Consider the following 18,166-nt stretch of genomic DNA (forward strand, 5'->3'; position numbering starts at 1 on the left):
ATCTGCACGCCGCGCCGCCCGATCCCTTCGGGCGGCGCAATTCATTAAAGCACTGAAAACAAACACATCTAGACATTCTGAATTATCAATTCGAAGAGATTGTTGTCAGTTTGGAAACTTTTCGTTTTCTTAAATGAAGCATAAAATTGTCCGCGCATCAGAGTTTTGCCGTAAACAATTCATGAATTTGCCAGCTATGCCGCAGCGACGCGGTGGACCTGGGCACTGATTTTTCTTGAACCGGCCGGATTTGCGAATAGGCCAGTGGAGTAAACCAATGTTGATGCTTGCAATGATCGGCACGCTTGCCGTTGTGGGCGCGTTCATCGCGCTGGATGACGATGGGGATGACCTCAACGAGGATAACACCCCCGATAACATCTTGAACGGGACCGCAGAAGGCGAACAACTTGACGGCACCGAAGGGCGGGATCTGATTTCGCTCGGTGAAGGGGATGACCGCAGCTTTGGCGGTGATGGCAATGACACCATCAACGGCGAAGAAGGGGCGGACGCGCTTCACGGCGAGAACGGGGCCGATGACCTGTACGGCGGCGAAGGAACCGACGATCTCTATGGCGGCGCAGGCGATGACTTCATCTCTGGTGGCGCGGATGCCGATATCCTCGAAGGTGGGTCCGGCGATGACCGGATGACCGGTGGCGGCGGCCTTGATGTGCTGCGCGGGGGCGAAGGAAACGACACCATGAACGGTAGTCTCGGTCAGGATCTCCTCACTGGCGACGAAGGCAACGACAGCCTCAGCGGTGGCTATGGTTCCGACGGTCTCTATGGCGGCACCGGCGCCGATACGCTCGATGGCGGTGCTGGTAATGATCTGTTGAATGGTGGGGACATGCTGATCGATCCAGCAAGCGCCTCCTCAATCACATTGCGCCAAATGTTCCTTGAGGGCGGCGCACCAAGCCAACTTGGCCTCGCGATTGAAGACGATGGCGAGAGCGACGTCCTGACCGGTGGCGATGGCGACGATACGCTGATCGGTGGTGCGGGTGACATCCTCACAGGCGGTAGCGGCGTGGACGAGTATCGGCTTGGCGATTGGATGGACGCCGGAGAGGCTGCCATCATTCGTGACTTCGACGTGGAAGAGGAGGTTGTGTATTATGAATTTTCCGGCAGAGCACCGGATTTGGACTATACCCGTGTCGTTAATTCCGACGGGACATCCGATATCGAAGTGACCGTGAATGGCGAGGTTGTTGCCTACCTCGAAAACGCGGCTGAAGGCTTTGATTTGGCGTCCAATGTTCGCTTGGTTCCGGCTTGATCCAAACGCCTGATTTCAAAACAAAAGCCGCCCTCAATCGGGGCGGCTTTTTCGTTGTTTTATAAAAGGTGGCTCAGCGCCCCTCAAAATCCGGTTTGCGCTTGTCCACAAAGGCGGTGACGCCTTCCATAAAATCCCGACTGCGGCCCAATTCACCCTGCAAATGCGCCTCCAGCGACAATTGATCAGGCAGGCTGTTGTTGGTGGATTGACGTAGCGCTTGCTTGATCGCGCCAAAGGCCTTTGAGGGCCCGCTGGCCAGATAGGATGCGCGCGCGCGCCAATGCGCCGCAAACTCCGCATCAGGCACCGCTTCCCAGATCATGCCCCAGTCGCTGGCCTGACGGGCCGAGATCTTATCGGCAAACAGTGCCGCCCCCATGGCCTTGGCCAGTCCCATCTGGCGCGGCATGAACCACGTCCCACCTGCATCCGGCATCAGCCCGATCTTGGCAAAGGCCTGCAGGAAATAGGCGCTCTCATTGGCGATCACCACATCTGCGGCCAGTGCCAGATTGGCGCCTGCACCAGCGGCGGGTCCGTTTACCGCAGAAATCGTTGGCACCGGACAGTTGTAGATCGCCTCCAGCATGGGGGTATATTCATCGCGCAGGGTGCGCTCCAGATCGATTTGGTTGCCGCTGGAGGATGCATCTTTAAGATCCTGACCGGTGCAAAACGCATTGCCCGCCCCGGTCAGCACCACCGCACGCGCCTCGGCTGCGGCCGCTTTCATCGCATGGGTGATCTCCGCCCGCATCTGGCTGGTGAGCGCATTCATGCTCTGCGGGCGGTTCAAGGTCACGGTCGCCAGCCCGTCTGCAAGCGAATACTGAATGTCGCGGTAGTCCATGCGTGAAATATCCCTGTTCGAGTTATGCGCATGTTGACCTAAGCATCCGCCTGCGAAAAGACAAACGCCGCGTCAGGCAATCTGTGGCTTTTCTTGCGCTTTTTGCCGCTCTGCGAGGACTGACAGCAGCGCCGCGCCATGTGCATCCATCGGTGTTTCGACTCGCGCATAGTCTGACCCATCGCGATTGCGGGTCAAAAGCTGCATCTCGATCAGGCTGCGCCGGATCTGAGCCGCATCGTGAAAGCTACAGTTCTCGTCAATCAGCGCCGAGATTTGCCGCTCGCTCCAGCGTTCACGGGCCGGCAGTCGCGCCCAGATCACCCAGAGGCATAACTCTCGCACCCCGCGCCGTGTCGGCCAGCTTTCCCAACGTCCACGACTGTCGAAATAGCGCGCCGCCCGCGCGATGCGCTTGTGGTCAATCTCTGGCGTGGGCGGGTTCTGGCTGCGCAGGTGCTGGAAATTGCGATACCCTGCAGCGCGGGCCACATGGTTCAGCATCTCCACATGGCCTGGTGCCTCGGTGAGGGCGTTGCGCAGCTGTTTGGCAAAATCTGACACATCGGGAATGGTCAGACGGATCACATCCTTGGACATCATGTCCTCCATTTATGCAGGATGCCGGGTATGGCTCAGGCCATACGGATGTCCGCCCTTGTCCAAAGGCACCCCGATCAGGAGTCCAATGACATGATGTTTAACGCAGGTTTAGCGCGTGGCGGAGCCTTGGTGAACTGCGGACCAGGTTCTCTTTAGCAAAGTGTGCCGATCGAGGCAATCCGCCCGCGTCCCGCTATCAGATGTCAGTCCTTGAGGATTTCCTTGAGGCGCGCCTCTTCGTCCTCTGTCAGGCCGTTGGACTCTGCCCCGCCCGCCGCCGTGGCGCGTTTGCGCAGATATAAAAGTGCGATCAGCAGCGCCAGCACCAGCATCATCGGTCCCGCCGCCCAGAGAATCCAGTTGGCCCCGCGCACCGTCGGTTTCAACAGCACATATTCGCCGTAGCGATCAACGATGAAATCTACGGCCTCTTCGTCGCTGTCTCCCGCCACCAGACGCTCGCGCACCAACAGGCGCAGGTCGCGAGCCAGATCGGCGTTGGATTCATCGATGCTTTCATTACGACACACAAGACAGCGCAGCCCTTCCGAGAGGGAGCGTGCGCGCTCTTCCAGCACCGGATCCTCCAGCACCTCATCCGGCTGCACCGCGTATGCAGGCGACAGGCTAAGGAGCAGGATTGCAAGACTTGCCTTGATGAAACGTATCATTCGGCGGGCACTCCCCGTGCGGGGGCTTTGCGTACACCGGCGGCGACGCGGAACCGGCGATCTGAGAGGCTTAGCAACCCGCCAAGCGCCATCAGGAGACAGCCCCCCCAGATCCAGTTGGCAAAGGGTTTGATATAGGTGCGCATGGTGAAGCCGCCGCTGTCCTGCGCATCGCCCAACACCACATAAAGATCACGGGTGAACCGGTAATCAATCGCCGCCTCGGTGGTGGGCATCTGCGCCACTGGGTAGACCCGCTTTTCAGGCCGCAGAGTGGCCACCTTGCTGCCGTTTCGCGATACCTCAACCACGCCCATAGTGGTAAAATAATTGGGGCCTCGCCCCTCTTCGACCGAGGTCAGCACCATATCGTAAGAGCCAACACGGAAGGGTTCATTCAGGTTGGCGACACGGATGTCCTCGGTCTGCCATGCTGTGAGTCCCGCGATTGCAAAGATGGTCACACCAAGCCCCGCATGGGCGACGGCCTTACCCCAATCCGCGCGCGGCAGACGCATCAGGCGCGACAGGCGATCAGAGCGCCCTGCCCGCTGCAACAGATCCGTTGCCGCTCCGCTGACGATCCACGCACCAAGCATCGCGCCAACCGGGCCAAGCAGGCTCTTTTCGGTTTGCATCGTCCACGCCAGCCCGGCAACCGCCAGCGCCAGCGCAATCCCGTAGCGCAGGGTCCAGAGCGTCTTGGCCCCTTTGCCCCGTTTCCACGGCAGCATCGCACCAATCGGCAACAGCACCCCAAGCGCCACCATGAAGGGTGGGAAAGCCGCATCAAAGAACGGCGCACCAACAGAAAGTTTGCGGTCAAACGCCATCTCGGCCACCACTGGCCAAAGCGTGCCAACAAAGACCACAAAGCAGCTCACCGCCAGAAGCAGGTTATTGGCCACCAGCGCGCTTTCGCGGCTCACCATGGAGAAGACACCCTTGGCCTCCATCGCCTGCGCGCGCAGTGCAAAGAGCAAGAGCGCGCCGCCGGTGAAAACAGCAAGGATCGCAAGGATCACCACGCCGCGCTCCGGGTCATTGGCGAAGGCATGCACCGAGGTCAGCAGACCGGAGCGGACAATAAATGTCCCGATCAGCGAGAACCCAAAGGCGAGGATCGCCAAGAGGATCGTCCAGCTCTTCAGGCTCTCGCGCTTTTCCACCACGATGGCCGAATGCAGCAGGGCCGCCGCCAAGAGCCACGGCATGAAGGAAGCGTTCTCGACCGGATCCCAGAACCAGAAGCCCCCCCAGCCGAGTTCATAATAGGCCCACCACGATCCCAGCGCGATGCCGATGGTCAGGAAGATCCACGCCGCCAAGGTCCAAGGCCGCACCCAGCGCCCCCATGCCGCATCAACACGCCCCTCGATCAAGGCCGCGACCGCGAAGGAAAACGCCATCGAGAGGCCCACATAGCCGAGGTATAGAAATGGTGGATGGAAGGCGAGGCCCGGATCTTGCAGCAGCGGGTTCAGATCCTGCCCGTCAAATGGTGGATTTACCAGCCGCAGGAACGGGTTGGACGTAAACAGGATAAAGCCGAAAAACGCCACGCCAATCGCTGCCTGCACACTTAGCACGCGCGCCTTCAGCGTCGGCGGCAAGCCTCCGCCAAACACCGAGGCCGTGGCGCCAAAGAGGCTCACAATCAGCACCCACAGCAACATGGAGCCCTCGTGGTTCCCCCATGTGCCGGAAATTTTGTAGAGCATGGGTTTGGCGGAATGGCTGTTGAGCGCAACAAGCCGCACCGAGAAATCCGAGGTTACAAAGGCCCACATCAACGCGCCAAAGGAAAAGGCGGTAAACAGGAACTGCGCCTGCGCGGCGGGTTCTGCGACAGCCATCCATCCGGGCCAGCGGTTGTGCGCGCCAATCAGGGGCACGACCATCTGAACGATGGCGATCATGAAGGCTAGGATAAGGGCGAAGTGACCGAGCTCTGTAATCATACCTGCTTCTATATCCGTCTCTCAGATCATCGCCAATCACATTCGCCCGCGTCCCCGCGCCGCAGGGGGTGGGCTTCATGCACCGCGATTTTGATGCCATTCCACGAGCGCGGGATTATCAGCACTGTCGTTTTCTCTTTTCTTATCAGAAGACCGCGCGACTGTTTTCAACTGCTCGATATTCTCAACCGCCTGCGGCACCCGCGCAAGGCTGCGTGCGATGCCTTCTTGAAAGGCTTGTGTCTTGGCCTGACTGCGCGCGCCAAAATAAAACGACACCACGATCCCCAAGAGCCACCAAAGGGGTTCGGGCACTAGGGCCACGCCCTGCATGCGGGCCGCAAACCACAGCGGGTCCACCATCGCCGCCACCATCAGCCCCAGCGTCCCCAGCGCCAGCATCGGGCGCGGCAGACGGTTGACCCCATCCATAAAGCGATCAAAGCCGCTTCTCTGCCCTGTAAATTCGGCTGCGAACTGCGCCAGCGCTGCGCCTTGCAGGTCATGCGCCCGCACCGCCGCCTGTTCGCTGTTTTCGCGAAAGACCTCTGCGGTCTCGCGGATCACATTGCGCCGATTGCCAAAGAGCATCTCCCAAAGTGTTGAAAACATGAAACCTCCTTCACGACCAATGCGCTGTGCGGGACTGAAACTCTGCCGAGGTCATGTGATAGCGCGGCGCGATGAAGTCTTCGGCGCGACGAATCCAGCCGCCCTTGCCGCCCGCCCGGGTGCGGGCATATTTGCGGCTGCGTGGGCGGCGATCCGCAAGATCAAAGTAGTAGTTCCGGCGCGCAATCCCATAGGCATTGACCAACGCCTCCATATTGACTTGCCCTGCGGCCTGCGCCGCCTTGGCCGTCTGCGGCCCCATGGCGCCATCAACCCGCAGGTCATAGCCCATCTCGCACAACAGCTCTTGCAGGATGCGCACCGCGTTGGCGCCCGCGTTGACATGCATGTCAAAGACGCTGGCCTGAAGCGGCTCTGGCAGCAGATGCAGACGCGGGCGGCGGAAGTATTCGCGCAGGAAAATCTCTTCGGCTTGCGCGCGATCCAGCGCCTTGACGTCACGCCGATCCACCGCGCCGTCACCGGTCAGATCAAGGCCAAGCCGGCGCAGCGTGTGAATAGTCACGCCATGTTTGGTCGCCCCGCCGGGATCGTCGGGGTCATTCACATAGCCGCCTTCACGGGCGACAATCTCTCGGGTGATTTTTGCGACATCCATGCAAGATCCTCCAATCGGGAACTGGCAGGAAGACTAGCATTGGGGCCTTGAGAACAGGTGCGGTCGGCGTGCGCCAGATACGCAACGCGCCCGTGCGAAGACCGCCGGACGCGTTATAAAACCAGAGGCATGCATCGAGAAAATCAGCTCTCGTCTTCGCGGTAGACACCCTGTTCCTTCAGGGCATCCACCACTTCTTTGGGCATGTAGGTTTCATCATGTTTTGCAAGGATTTCAGAGGCTTCGAAGACACCGTTGATATAACGCCCGGTGCCCACCATGCCCTGGTTTTCCTCAAACAGATCCGGCAACACCCCGGTGAATGTCACCGGCACGCTGGCCCCGCCATCGGTCACGGAAAACAGCACCGCCTCACCTTGACCGCGTTGCAGGCTGCCTTCTTCGACCAAACCGCCGATGCGAAAGGTCTCGGTCGGATCGGGCGGCGTCTCCATCACCTGACTGGGCGAACGGAAGTAGTTGATGCCATCGCGCATCGCATATCCGATGAGCGCCGTGGACCCGATTAGGGCCACGGTCGCAAGCGCTATGATCTGGATTCGCCGCTGCTTCTTCAGGGACTTCATCTGGACCTCTTGTTCAAGGGAACAGCGGTGCCATCATCAGCCCGGCTGTTTCCTCTTCACCTAACATCAGGTTCGCATTCTGCAAGGCCTGACCGCTGCTACCTTTTGTCAGGTTATCAAGCGCCACGATGACAATTGCCCGCCCGTCGATGCGATCCCCCGTCACCCCGATATGAACGAAGTTCGAGCCGCGCACATGGTGGGTCGAGGGGGCCTCGCCAAAGGGCAGCAGCTCGACAAAGGGCTCATCGGCATAGGCCTTCGCAAAGGTCTCATAGATCTTTTGCGCATCGCCTTTGACATAGGTGGTCGCCAAGATCCCCCGGTTCACGGGCAGCAGATGCGGTGTGAATTGAACCTGCACGGGACGCCCCGCCAGCAGAGAGAATTCCTGATCGAACTCGCCCTGATGTCGGTGGGTGCCGCCAATGGCATAGGCGTTGTAGCCCTCGCTCAGTTCCGCGTGCAGCAGGTTTTCCTTGAGCGCCCGCCCGGCGCCGGAGACTGCGCATTTCATATCCAGAATGATCTCATCCAGATCAATGACGCCCGCCGCGATCAGCGGCCGCAAGGCGAACTGCCCGGTTGCGGCGTTGCAGCCGGTGCCCGCCACCAGCCGCGCCGATCTGATCTCGTCGCGGTAGAATTCGGTGAGGCCATAGACCGCTTCTTTTTGCTGCTCCAGCGCCGCATGCGGGTTGCCATACCATTTTTGATAGGCGTCAGGGTCGCGCAGCCGGAAATCCGCCGATAGATCGACGATTTTCAGATCACCGGGCAGTTTGGCGATCACCTCCTGGCTGGTCTTATGCGGCAGCGCACAGAAACACAGATCGATCTGTGAGAAGTCGATTTCGTCGATCTTGCAAAGGGTTGGCAGCGAAAGGTGACGCAGATGCGGGAACACATCTGCCATCTCCATGCCTGCCTTGCGCTCGGCGGCGAGCGCTTTGATGGTGATGTTCGGGTGCTGAGAAATCAGCCGGATCAGCTCTGCGCCGGTGTAGCCGGACGCACCAAGGATTGCCACGTTATGGGTCATGTCGAGACCTCGAATTGTTCATGTGTCAGTAGGGCCTGCGTCAGTCGCAGACAGGAAATCAAGTTGGACGTGAGGGTATAATCCCTCAGGCCGCTTCAAAAGTGATTTCTCGTCGCAAGAACTGCGTCGCGCGGCTGCTGACACGTCCGGCATTCCCGGTGGTCAGATAGCCTGCGGCACCGCCACCGATCATCTCGGGACGACGCTCCAGATAATGCGCGAGGCTGTCGGCCACCAGACGGCCCTGGCTGAACACCTGCACATCCGGCCCCAGCGCCTTTTGAAAGATGTCCTCCATCAGCGGATAATGGGTGCAGCCCAGAATCGCCGCCTCGGGACGGGGCATCTTGCGCAACAGCGCGTCGACGTGGCTTTTGACCAGCGCCTCAGCGAGGATCATGTCGCCGTCCTCGATGGCATCCACGACGCCACCACAGGCCTGCGCTTCGACGTCGACGCCGATGGCGCGGAACGCCAGCTCGCGCTGGAACGCGCGGCTTGCCACGGTGGCGGGGGTTGCAAACAGCGCCACATGTTTCACGGCCACCTCACGCGGGGGCGAATTGTCGCCCCACTGGCGTTCGGTCAGCGCCTCGATCAAGGGCACAAACACGCCAAGCACCCGCTTGCCCTCGGGCACGCCGGCCTCTTGCATCCGCCGCAGGGCCGCCGCCGAGGCGGTGTTGCAGGCAAGGATCACCAGATTGCAACCGCGATCCCACATGTCATGCACGGCCTTGTGGGTCAGCTGATAGATATCTTCGGCATCGCGCACCCCATAAGGCGCGTGGCTGTTGTCGCCATAGTAGAGGAAATCCACGTCCGGCAGGCGCTTTTGCGCCGCATCCAGAACCGTGAGACCACCTAGACCGGAATCAAAAATACCAACTGCCATGTCACACTGCCTTTGGGTGTGCGGACCCGTTCAGGCCCGGTGTTTTTCTTCGAACTCAAACCCGTAGTCATAGGATTTGAGCGGTGTTGGAGACAGCTCATACGTGGCTTTGCGCAGGAAATCCATCATTGCTTTGGAGTCCTTGGCCAGCGGGTCCAACACATCACGGCCAATCGGGTCGCCGACTACCACCCGGACCGGGGTGCCAACGCGCTTTCGAAACTCCTTGATCAGAAGCCCCATACGCAGCGTGTAATGCAGATGCGAGGCAATCTGGAACAGCCGCGAGGTATGGCCGTCAAAATACAAAGGCACCACAACCGCATCGGATTTGGCAACCATCCGCGCGGTAAAGCCGCGCCAGCCCGGATCCATCGGGTGGGCAAAGGGTTTGGACGCCGTAGAGACTGTGCCGCCCGGAAAGATTCCAATCGCGCCACCCTGCCCCAGATACTCCAGCGCGTCCTTGCGGGTCTGCAGATTGACCTTCATCGCCTCTTTGGTTTCGGCAAAATCGATCGGCAGGATCGCTTTGTTCAGATCCTCAGCCTTGCGAAACACCTGATGCGCCAGAATGCGAAAATCGCCCCGCGTGCGCGACAGGATATGCCCCATCATCAGCCCATCAAGGATACCGTAGGGGTGGTTTGCAATCAGGATCACCGCCCTGTCGCGCGGGATATTGTCGAGACTGCCACCCACCACATCAAGGCTGAGACCGTAGCGTTCGACGATCACGTCCCAAAAACTGCGCCCCGAGGCCACCTCAGAATCATAACCCTTGGCGCGCTTTATCAGCCGCAAACGACCGGTGGTGTTTTCCATCAGTCGGATCATGATCCGACCCGGCCGCGTCTCGGCGGAGTGGGAATACGAGATATCGCGCGCGATATGGCGACGCTCAAGCATGTCTTTGTGATCTCCGTAAAGACAAGAATATTACGCCTGAATGACAGGCCTCAGCCTGCCTAAGGCTGGGCGCGCATTTAGCCCAGCCTTGGTAACACATTCATGACATTCGCTCAAAACCTGAGTGGCGTATCCTGCCTTATTCAGCGGCTGATTTTAGTGCATCTGGCCCCTGTTTGAGCGCGATCAGCAATTCCTCGCGCCGTTTGGCGGCTTGCTGTTCGCTCTTTCGCTTTACAGGGCCAAAGCCGCGGATCTGTAGCGGCAGCTCTGCCAAGGCGACAAGCGCGTCCCTATCGACCCTCTCAGCCTTGGGCAGCCACGCTTTCATGTCGGCCTCATATTGCTTGATGAGTGCGCGCTCCATCTTGCGCTCGGCTGTGTAGCCAAAGGGATCAAGCGGCGTGCCGCGCAGGGACTTAAGCTTGGCGAGGATACGGAACAGCCGCTCCGTGCTTGGGCCAAATTTGCGCTTCTTGGGGCGACCACTGGCATCCTTGCCACCCAAGATAGGCGGTGCGAGATTGTAGGAAATCTTCAAATCGCCCTCAAACTCCGCTTCGGCTTTTTCCCGACTGCTCAGCAAAAGTCGCGCAACCTCATACTCGTCCTTATAGGTCAGGAGTTTGTGATAACCCTTTGCTACAGCTTCCTTTAGCCGCACATCAGAGATACCGCTCAGCAGCTTGTCGTAGCGTTTCACCAACCGCTTGCCTTGGTATTCCACCAAGCGTGCGCGGCGATAGGCGATCTTATCATCAAGCGATTTTGGCAGTTGCACCACGCTGGGCGTCAAGAGGCGTGCAGCATCCTCCGGATAAAGCACCGCCCAGCGACCAATATCAAAGGCACGCAGGTTTTTCTCAACCGCCGCACCGTTAAGTTCAATGGCCTGCTTGATCGCATCAAAGCTCACCGGGATCAGACCCCGCTGCCACGCCGCGCCAAAGACCATCATGTTGGAGAAAATCGAATCTCCCATGCTGACACGCGCCAATTCCGATGCATCGAACAGGTCCACCCGGTCCCGCAATCGTGCCTGAAGGGCGACCTGCAACCTATCGCTTGGCAAGGAGAAATCGGTATTTCGGGTGAATTCCCCGGTGATGATTTCATGGCTGTTGACCACCGCACCGGTGCGCCCGGTGGAGGTCAGGCCAAGGGTCTTGGCCCCCGCGCTCACCACCAGATCACCGCCGATCAGCGCATGCGCCTCGCCGGTGGCCACGCGGATGGCGCTGATGTCTTCGGGACGGTTGGCGAGGCGGCAATGGATATGCACTGCGCCACCCTTCTGGGCGAGCCCCGCCATTTCCATCATGCCCGCACCCTTGCCGTCAATCTGCGCCGCCTGCGCCAGCACTGCGCCGATGGTTACCACGCCAGTGCCACCAACGCCGGTGATGACGACGTTATGGGTGCCATGGATTTCGGGCAGTTGCGGCTCGGGCAGATCCGGCAGCTCCAGACTGGCGGTTGCGCTCTTCTTGATCTTGGCGCCCTCAATACTGAGGAACGACGGGCAAAACCCGTTGAAGCAAGAGAAATCCTTGTTGCAGCTGGATTGATCAATCGCCCGTTTGCGGCCCAGTTCAGTCTCTTTTGGCACGATGGAGACGCAGTTGGATTGCACGCCGCAATCGCCGCAGCCCTCGCAGACGTCAGAGTTGATGAACACCCGTTGATCCGGGTCCGGGAACAGGCCCTTTTTGCGGCGGCGACGTTTTTCTGCGGCGCAGGTCTGGATGTAGATAATCGCCGAAACGCCCTCCACATCCTCAAACTCACGCTGAACCTTCATCAGGTCCGCTCGTTCATGCATCCGCATGCCGCTTGGGAACAGCTTGGCGTCCACGTCTTCTTTTTCGTCATAGACCACGGCAATGGTCTTCACCCCCATCGCGGTCAATTCATGCGCGATCTGGTGTGCCGTGAGGCCCCCTTCGGCTTGCTGGCCGCCGGTCATCGCCACCGCATCATTATAGAGGATCTTATAGGTGATATTTGTGCCTTCAGCGAGTGCTGCGCGGATCGCCATCACCCCAGAGTGGTTGTAAGTTCCGTCGCCAAGGTTCTGAAACACATGGTTTCTTTTGGAAAACGGCGCCTCACCAATCCAGTTGGCACCCTCACCGCCCATATGGGTAAAGCCCACGGTTTCGCGGTCCATCCACTGCACCATAAAATGACAGCCGATGCCCGCATAAGCGCGCGAGCCTTCAGGCAGTTTGGTGGAGGAGTTATGCGGACAGCCGGAACAGAAATACGGCAGACGCGCGGCGATTTCCTCGGCATTGTCAGCCCGTCTCGCATCATCGAGCTGCGCCAGACCCGCGCGGATCGCCTCGGCGTCGCGGCCTTCTTCGATCAGGATATTGCCCAGTTTTTCGGCAATCATGATCGGATCGAGCGCGTATTTTGTTGGAAACAGCTCCTCGCGGTGCATGGTACCCGCACCGCCCTTGTACCAGCCATAAACCCGGCGGCCGCGCCGGTCGTCAAAGATGGCTTCCTTGATCTGGATCTCGATCAGCTTGCGCTTTTCCTCGACCACCACGATCAGGTCCAACCCCTCAGCCCAAGCGTTAAAGCCCTTCATATCCATCGGCCATGTCTGACCCACTTTATACGTGGTGATGCCCAGACGCTCGGCCATGTTTTCATCGATATTCAAAAGGCTTAGCGCATGAACCAAATCCAGCCAGTTCTTACCGGCGGCGACAAAACCAATCTTGGCACCGGGTTTACCCCAGACCCGTTTGTCCATCTTATTGGCGTGGCTGAAGGCCTCAGCCGCGAACCGTTTATGGTCGATAATACGGTCTTCCTGACGAAAGCGGTCATCGTCAAGGCGGATGTTCAAACCATCGGCGGGCAGGTCGATGTCCGGTGTCTTCAGCGCAATCCGGTTCGGATCGCCATCCACCACGGACGTGACCTCAATCGTATCCTTCATCGTCTTGAGGCCAACCCATAGGCCGGAAAACCGTGATAAAGCATAACCATAGATGCCGTAGTCCAGAATTTCTTGTACACCTGCGGGGCTGACAATCGGCAGGTAGCAATCCAGCAAGGACCATTCGGATTGATGCAACACGGTGGAGCTTTCACCGGTGTGGTCGTCGCCCATGGCAACCAATACGCCGCCGTGTTTCGATGACCCCGCCATATTGGCATGGCGCAGCGCATCGCCTGAGCGGTCGACCCCCGGCCCCTTGCCGTACCACAGACCAAAGACGCCGTCGTATTTGCCCTCACCGCGGATTTCCGCCTGCTGCGCCCCCCAGAGCGCGGTGACGGCAAGATCCTCGTTCAGACCGTATTGGAACGTCACGTCAGATTGCGTCAGCAGTTTCTCTGCGCGCTTCATGTGCATATCCACCGCACCAAGCGGCGAGCCGCGATACCCGGTGACCAAACCAGCCGTGTTCAGCCCCGCAGCCACATCACGGGCCTTTTGCATCAACATCAAACGCACCAGCGCCTGAGTCCCGTTTAGCAAAATTGGCGTCTTTTCCAGATCATAACGGTCATTGAGCGAGATCTTTTGCGTGCTCATCCGGTCCTCCTCAACCATGACTTGCTAGCATTTTGACCAGATAATAGGTCATAAGTGCTGACCTGTATATCAGATTGTTTAAAGTTTCGGTGTCAGACTCCGGTAAGGTTTGAAACTTAGCCTCATCATCATGTAGTTTGAGGCAAAGAGGCAGAAAGAGTAAAAACAATGGATTGGGACAAGCTCAGGATCTTTCACGCGGTTGCGGACGCAGGCAGTCTGACCCATGCGGGCGACCGGCTAAATCTGTCCCAATCTGCCGTTTCTCGGCAAATTCGGGGCCTTGAGGAGAGTTTGAACGCAACTCTCTTTCACAGACACGCCCGCGGGTTGATTCTGACCGAGCAGGGTGAACTGCTGTTTGACGCCACCAAAACGATGGCAAAACGTCTGGAAACCGCCTCCGCACGGATTCGCGACAGCGAAGAAGGCGTGTTTGGCGAATTGCGCGTGACCACCACCACGGGCTTTGGCACATTGTGGCTCGCACCACGGCTGATCAAACTCTATGAACAATACCCCAACCTCAAGATCGACCTGATGCTCGAGGAACGGGTGCTCGACCTGCCGATGCGCGAAGCCGATGTCGCCATCCGTATGAAAGAGCCAAGCCAGGCCGACCTGATCCGCAAACGGCTGATGACCGTTCAGATGCGCCTTTATGCGTCGCGCGGCTATATTGATAAATTCGGCTGGCCGGAAACCATCGAGGAAATCTGCGACCACCGCCTGATCTGTCAGAGTCTGCGGTCCGCGCAAGTTGGGTCCGCTGCGGTCATGGTGCAAAAGCTGATGACGCATAACCCAAAATCCATGCTCACGGTGAACAACTACTTCGGCGTGTTGCAGGGGGTGTTGCAGGATCTTGGGATCGGGGTGTTGCCAGACTATGTGACAGAGGATTTCCCCGATCTGGTGCAGGTCCTGCCCAATGAGGATACCAATGGCGTGCCCGTCTATCTCGCCTACCCAGAAGAGTTGCGCCATTCGCAGCGGGTTTCCGCCTTCCGTGATTTTGTGCAGAACGAGATCATCGCCCACCGTAAGCACATGAAAGAACTGGGTAAAATATAACTCTCAGCTGCATTATATGCGTGGCGCGCAAAAGCTATGCATATAGTGCATGGCAGGCTTGAGTTAACATGTGTTTCAAAACACTTGCGGCAGCGCAGCAGGCACCCTAAATGACCCTCATGGAGACGCGGCAAGCGCCGCACTTCATACCTCCCTGTTGGACTACGGCCGAGCTTAGTGCTCGGCCTTTTTTTTGGCCCTTTGTCTGCCGCCTGTTTGACCAGAGCATGTGACGACTGCGTGGCTTTTGTCCTTGTTTGTCGTGCGCGCACGGTCTGCGCCAGACAAAAACGCCAACCTCGCAGGAATTGCAGAACGACACAGGCGCGATGCCCTATGTTCAGGCAAGCGGTGCAGGATTTGCCCAAGGAACGGGCATTTTCTGCACGTCGATGATGCCCCCTTCCCCCGCCGCGGGCGTTGCTCTAAAAGGCCGACAACATGAAGCGACCCGGGGGGCCATCTAGCGCCATGCAGGAACCAGCCATTACGCCTGAAGTGATCGAAAACCACGGACTGAAACCCGATGAGTACGATCTGATCCTTGAGATCATTGGCCGCGAGCCGACCTTCACCGAGCTCGGCATTTTCTCCGCCATGTGGAACGAGCACTGTTCCTATAAATCATCGAAGAAATGGCTGCGTACTCTGCCGACCTCCGGCCCGCAGGTGATCTGTGGCCCCGGTGAAAACGCCGGTATCGTGGACATCGGTGATGGCGACGCGGTCGTCTTCAAGATGGAAAGCCACAACCACCCCTCCTACATCGAGCCCTATCAAGGTGCCGCCACCGGTGTTGGCGGCATTTTGCGTGATGTCTTCACCATGGGTGCGCGGCCTATCGCGTCGATGAACTCGCTCTCCTTTGGTGAGCCTGCGCATCACAAGACCCGCCAGTTGGTAAACGGTGTGGTTGAGGGCGTCGGCGGCTACGGCAACTGTTTTGGTGTGCCTTGTGTCGGCGGCGAAGTGCGCTTTCACCCCGCCTACAATGGCAACTGTCTGGTGAACGCCTTTGCGGCGGGCCTCGTCAAAACCGACATGATCTTCTATTCCGCCGCCTCTGGTGTGGGCATGCCGGTTGTATACCTCGGTGCCAAGACCGGCCGCGACGGGGTTGGTGGTGCGACCATGGCGTCGGCAGAATTCGACGACACCATCGAGGAAAAGCGCCCCACCGTTCAGGTCGGCGACCCTTTCACCGAAAAACGCCTGATGGAAGCGACGCTGGAGCTGATGCAGACCGGTGCCGTGATCTCCATTCAGGACATGGGCGCGGCGGGTCTGACCTGCTCCGCCGTGGAAATGGGCGACAAGGGTGGCCTTGGCGTGCGACTGGATCTGGAAAAGGTCCCGCAGCGCGAAGTCGATATGACCGCCTACGAGATGATGTTGTCGGAGTCGCAAGAGCGCATGCTGATGGTGCTGAAGCCCGAGCTTGAGGCCGAAGCCAAAGCCGTCTTTGAGAAATGGGATCTGGATTTTGCCATCGTGGGCGAAACCATTGCCGAAGACCGCTTCCTCATTATGCACAACGGCGAGGTCAAAGCCGACCTACCGCTGTCAAAACTCTCCTCCTCCGCGCCGGAATACGACCGCCCATGGATTGAGGTCGAGGCCCCAGAAGCGCTTACGGATGCGGATGTGCCGACCATTGATCCCATCGATGGCCTGAAGGCGCTGATCTCCAGCCCCAACTACGCCGGCAAACAGTGGGTCTATGAGCAATATGACACCACCGTGATGGGCGACACCGCGCGTCGTCCGGGTCTCGGTGGCGGCATGGTCCGCGTGCATGGCACCGACAAAAAACTGGCGTTTACCTCTGACGTGACCCCGCGTTACGTCAAGGCGAACCCGATTGAGGGCGGCAAACAGGCGGTGGCTGAGGCCTATCGCAACCTCTGCGCCGTTGGGGCCAAGCCTCTGGCGACCACCGATAACCTCAATTTCGGCAACCCCGAAAAACCCGAGATCATGGGCCAGTTTGTCGGCGCACTCAAAGGCATCGGCGAGGCCGTCTCGGCGCTGGATATGCCGATCGTTTCGGGCAACGTCTCTCTTTATAATGAGACCGACGGCCAGGCGATCCTGCCCACCCCCACCATTGGTGCGGTGGGTCTGGTTGCGGCGGGCGAAGAGCCGATCCTTGGCGAGGCCCGCGACGGTCACGTGCTGCTGCTGGTGGGCGAAACCACCGGTCACCTCGGCCAGTCGGCGCTGCTGCACGAGGTCTTCAACCGCGAAGATGGCGATGCGCCTGCGGTGGATCTGGAGGCCGAAAAACGCAATGGCGAATTCATCCGCAACAACCGCGATTTCATCAAGGCCTGCACCGACATCAGTGATGGCGGGCTTGTTTTGGCTGCGTTTGAGATGGCCGAAGCTGCCGGTGTGGGCGTGCAGATTGACGCAAGCGACACCCCGAGCCTCTTTGGTGAGGATCAGGCGCGCTACCTCGTGGCCTGCAATTTTGATCAGGCCGAGGCACTGATGATTGCTGCGGGCCAGGCAGGTGTGCCGCTGGAAACGGTTGGGAAGTTCACCGGTGACACGGTCAAAGTCGGCGGCTCCGAGGCCACGCTCGAAGAGCTGAGCCAGATCTTCCGCACGAGCTTTGCCGAAGCCGTCGCCTGAAGTAAAAGAGCGGGGAAACTCCCGCGCCCGCAGGTGCCTTAGCTGTTGCTAAGCCCCCTTGGCGGCCTTGGGCCCGGCACCGCGCCCGCGCGGTGCCGGGCCCAACTGTGTTGGGCGGGCCCCTTGGGGGCCAGTCCATAAGCAGGCGGGAGCGCCCCCGTCCCGTTTCACATCGGTCGCGACAAAACAGACCTTACAATCACGGTAGAGTTGCTTGCGTCCCCCGCATTGCAGCCCTACATTTTGGCAAAAGAACACCACAGCAAGGATGCGCCCCATGCCAATGCAGGCCCATGAAATCGAAGCCCTCCTGCGCGAGACCTTCCCGGATGCGCAAATCGAGGTGGGCGGCAGTGATGGCGTTCACATGTCCGCCATGGTCATCGACGAGAGCTTTCGCGGCAAGAACCGCGTGCAGCAGCAACGCGCCGTTTATGCCGCGCTCAAGGGCAAGATGGATGGCCCCAGCGGTGAACTCCACGCCCTCGCCCTGACCACCAAAGCGCCGGAGTAGCATCCAGTATGGAGGCAATCTGGATCATAGGCGGCGCGATTGCGATCTTTGTCGCGGTCGTCCTCTTCTCAGATATTCTCCATATTCGCGAGAAGCTCAGACAGCGCCAGATGCCGCCGTTGACGCCCGAGGAACAAGAGATGCAGCATGAAAAAGAAGAGCGCATGCAGGATATGCTGGAGCGCGCGCAGCGCCGTCATACCGGAGATTTCTTTACAAAACCATGGCGTTAGATCGGAAACAGACATTCAACTACGCTGATCTGAAACCGCAATGATACCGAGCGCTGCAACCTCGTTGCTCGGACCCAAAACCACAGTTTTCCGCGGCTCTATGAAC

General features: G+C 59.0%; 16 protein-coding genes. 5 read left to right on the forward strand and 11 right to left on the reverse strand.

Annotated elements, in window-relative coordinates; genetic code table 11:
• The first annotated feature begins 277 nt into the window (after positions 1-277).
• Positions 278-1,291 carry a calcium-binding protein gene (locus tag UB90_RS14720; protein ID WP_065323988.1) on the forward strand — a complete coding sequence of 338 codons (1,014 nt, stop codon included), beginning with the start codon at positions 278-280 and terminating at the stop codon, positions 1,289-1,291.
• Positions 1,292-1,364: 73 nt separating this feature from the next.
• Here the strand turns inward: UB90_RS14720 and UB90_RS14725 are convergent, their stop codons facing one another.
• The 11 genes from UB90_RS14725 to UB90_RS14775 form a co-directional block, all read right to left on the reverse strand.
• Positions 1,365-2,144: an enoyl-CoA hydratase-related protein gene (locus UB90_RS14725; RefSeq protein ID WP_009178789.1), complete on the reverse strand. Its 780-nt coding sequence runs from the start codon at positions 2,142-2,144 to the stop codon at positions 1,365-1,367.
• Positions 2,145-2,216: 72 nt separating this feature from the next.
• Positions 2,217-2,744: a DUF2087 domain-containing protein gene (locus UB90_RS14730; RefSeq protein WP_065324106.1), complete on the reverse strand. Its 528-nt coding sequence runs from the start codon at positions 2,742-2,744 to the stop codon at positions 2,217-2,219.
• 206 nt (positions 2,745-2,950) lie between these two features.
• On the reverse strand, positions 2,951-3,418 hold the full coding sequence (locus UB90_RS14735) for a cytochrome c-type biogenesis protein (RefSeq protein WP_065323987.1): 468 nt from the start codon (positions 3,416-3,418) through the stop codon (positions 2,951-2,953).
• The gene (locus UB90_RS14740) at positions 3,415-5,379 is read right to left on the reverse strand and encodes a heme lyase CcmF/NrfE family subunit (RefSeq protein ID WP_009178976.1); all 1,965 of its coding nucleotides are present in this window, start codon (positions 5,377-5,379) and stop codon (positions 3,415-3,417) included. Before UB90_RS14740 ends, UB90_RS14735 begins: the two co-directional genes overlap by 4 nt.
• Before the next feature lie 75 nt (positions 5,380-5,454).
• Positions 5,455-5,991, reverse strand: a complete 537-nt coding sequence (locus tag UB90_RS14745) for a holin family protein (protein ID WP_065323986.1) — start codon at positions 5,989-5,991, stop codon at positions 5,455-5,457.
• Positions 5,992-6,001: 10 nt separating this feature from the next.
• The gene (locus UB90_RS14750; RefSeq protein WP_065323985.1) at positions 6,002-6,610 is read right to left on the reverse strand and encodes a holin-associated N-acetylmuramidase; all 609 of its coding nucleotides are present in this window, start codon (positions 6,608-6,610) and stop codon (positions 6,002-6,004) included.
• A 143-nt stretch (positions 6,611-6,753) separates the two neighbouring features.
• On the reverse strand, positions 6,754-7,197 hold the full coding sequence (gene ccmE, locus UB90_RS14755; protein ID WP_065323984.1) for a cytochrome c maturation protein CcmE: 444 nt from the start codon (positions 7,195-7,197) through the stop codon (positions 6,754-6,756).
• A 13-nt stretch (positions 7,198-7,210) separates the two neighbouring features.
• On the reverse strand, positions 7,211-8,239 hold the full coding sequence (argC, locus tag UB90_RS14760; protein ID WP_065323983.1) for an N-acetyl-gamma-glutamyl-phosphate reductase: 1,029 nt from the start codon (positions 8,237-8,239) through the stop codon (positions 7,211-7,213).
• Between the two features lie 85 nt (positions 8,240-8,324).
• Positions 8,325-9,134: a glutamate racemase gene (locus UB90_RS14765; RefSeq protein ID WP_065323982.1), complete on the reverse strand. Its 810-nt coding sequence runs from the start codon at positions 9,132-9,134 to the stop codon at positions 8,325-8,327.
• 30 nt (positions 9,135-9,164) lie between these two features.
• Positions 9,165-10,043 (reverse strand): lysophospholipid acyltransferase family protein, encoded by an 879-nt coding sequence (locus UB90_RS14770; protein ID WP_065323981.1) that lies wholly within the window; start codon positions 10,041-10,043, stop codon positions 9,165-9,167.
• A 139-nt stretch (positions 10,044-10,182) separates the two neighbouring features.
• Entirely contained in the window at positions 10,183-13,602 is a 3,420-nt protein-coding gene (locus UB90_RS14775) for an indolepyruvate ferredoxin oxidoreductase family protein (protein ID WP_065323980.1), read from the reverse strand.
• A 168-nt stretch (positions 13,603-13,770) separates the two neighbouring features.
• On the opposite strand from UB90_RS14775, the gene UB90_RS14780 reads away from it, so the two are divergent.
• The 4 genes from UB90_RS14780 to UB90_RS14795 all read left to right on the forward strand — a co-directional run bounded on the left by UB90_RS14780 (position 13,771) and on the right by UB90_RS14795 (position 18,060).
• Complete coding sequence (locus UB90_RS14780; protein WP_005612069.1) at positions 13,771-14,676, forward strand: LysR family transcriptional regulator; 906 nt, start codon at positions 13,771-13,773, stop codon at positions 14,674-14,676.
• 471 nt (positions 14,677-15,147) lie between these two features.
• A complete protein-coding gene (gene purL, locus UB90_RS14785; protein ID WP_065323979.1) occupies positions 15,148-17,313 on the forward strand; it encodes a phosphoribosylformylglycinamidine synthase subunit PurL in 2,166 nt (721 codons plus the stop codon).
• A gap of 277 nt (positions 17,314-17,590) precedes the next feature.
• The gene (locus tag UB90_RS14790; protein ID WP_005612075.1) at positions 17,591-17,827 is read left to right on the forward strand and encodes a BolA/IbaG family iron-sulfur metabolism protein; all 237 of its coding nucleotides are present in this window, start codon (positions 17,591-17,593) and stop codon (positions 17,825-17,827) included.
• Positions 17,828-17,835: 8 nt separating this feature from the next.
• On the forward strand, positions 17,836-18,060 hold the full coding sequence (locus UB90_RS14795) for a hypothetical protein (protein WP_065323978.1): 225 nt from the start codon (positions 17,836-17,838) through the stop codon (positions 18,058-18,060).
• Positions 18,061-18,166: the final 106 nt, after the last annotated feature.

Origin of the sequence: Tritonibacter mobilis (genome assembly GCF_001681715.1) — a bacterium.
GTDB classification, from domain to species: Bacteria; Pseudomonadota; Alphaproteobacteria; order Rhodobacterales; family Rhodobacteraceae; genus Epibacterium; species Epibacterium mobile.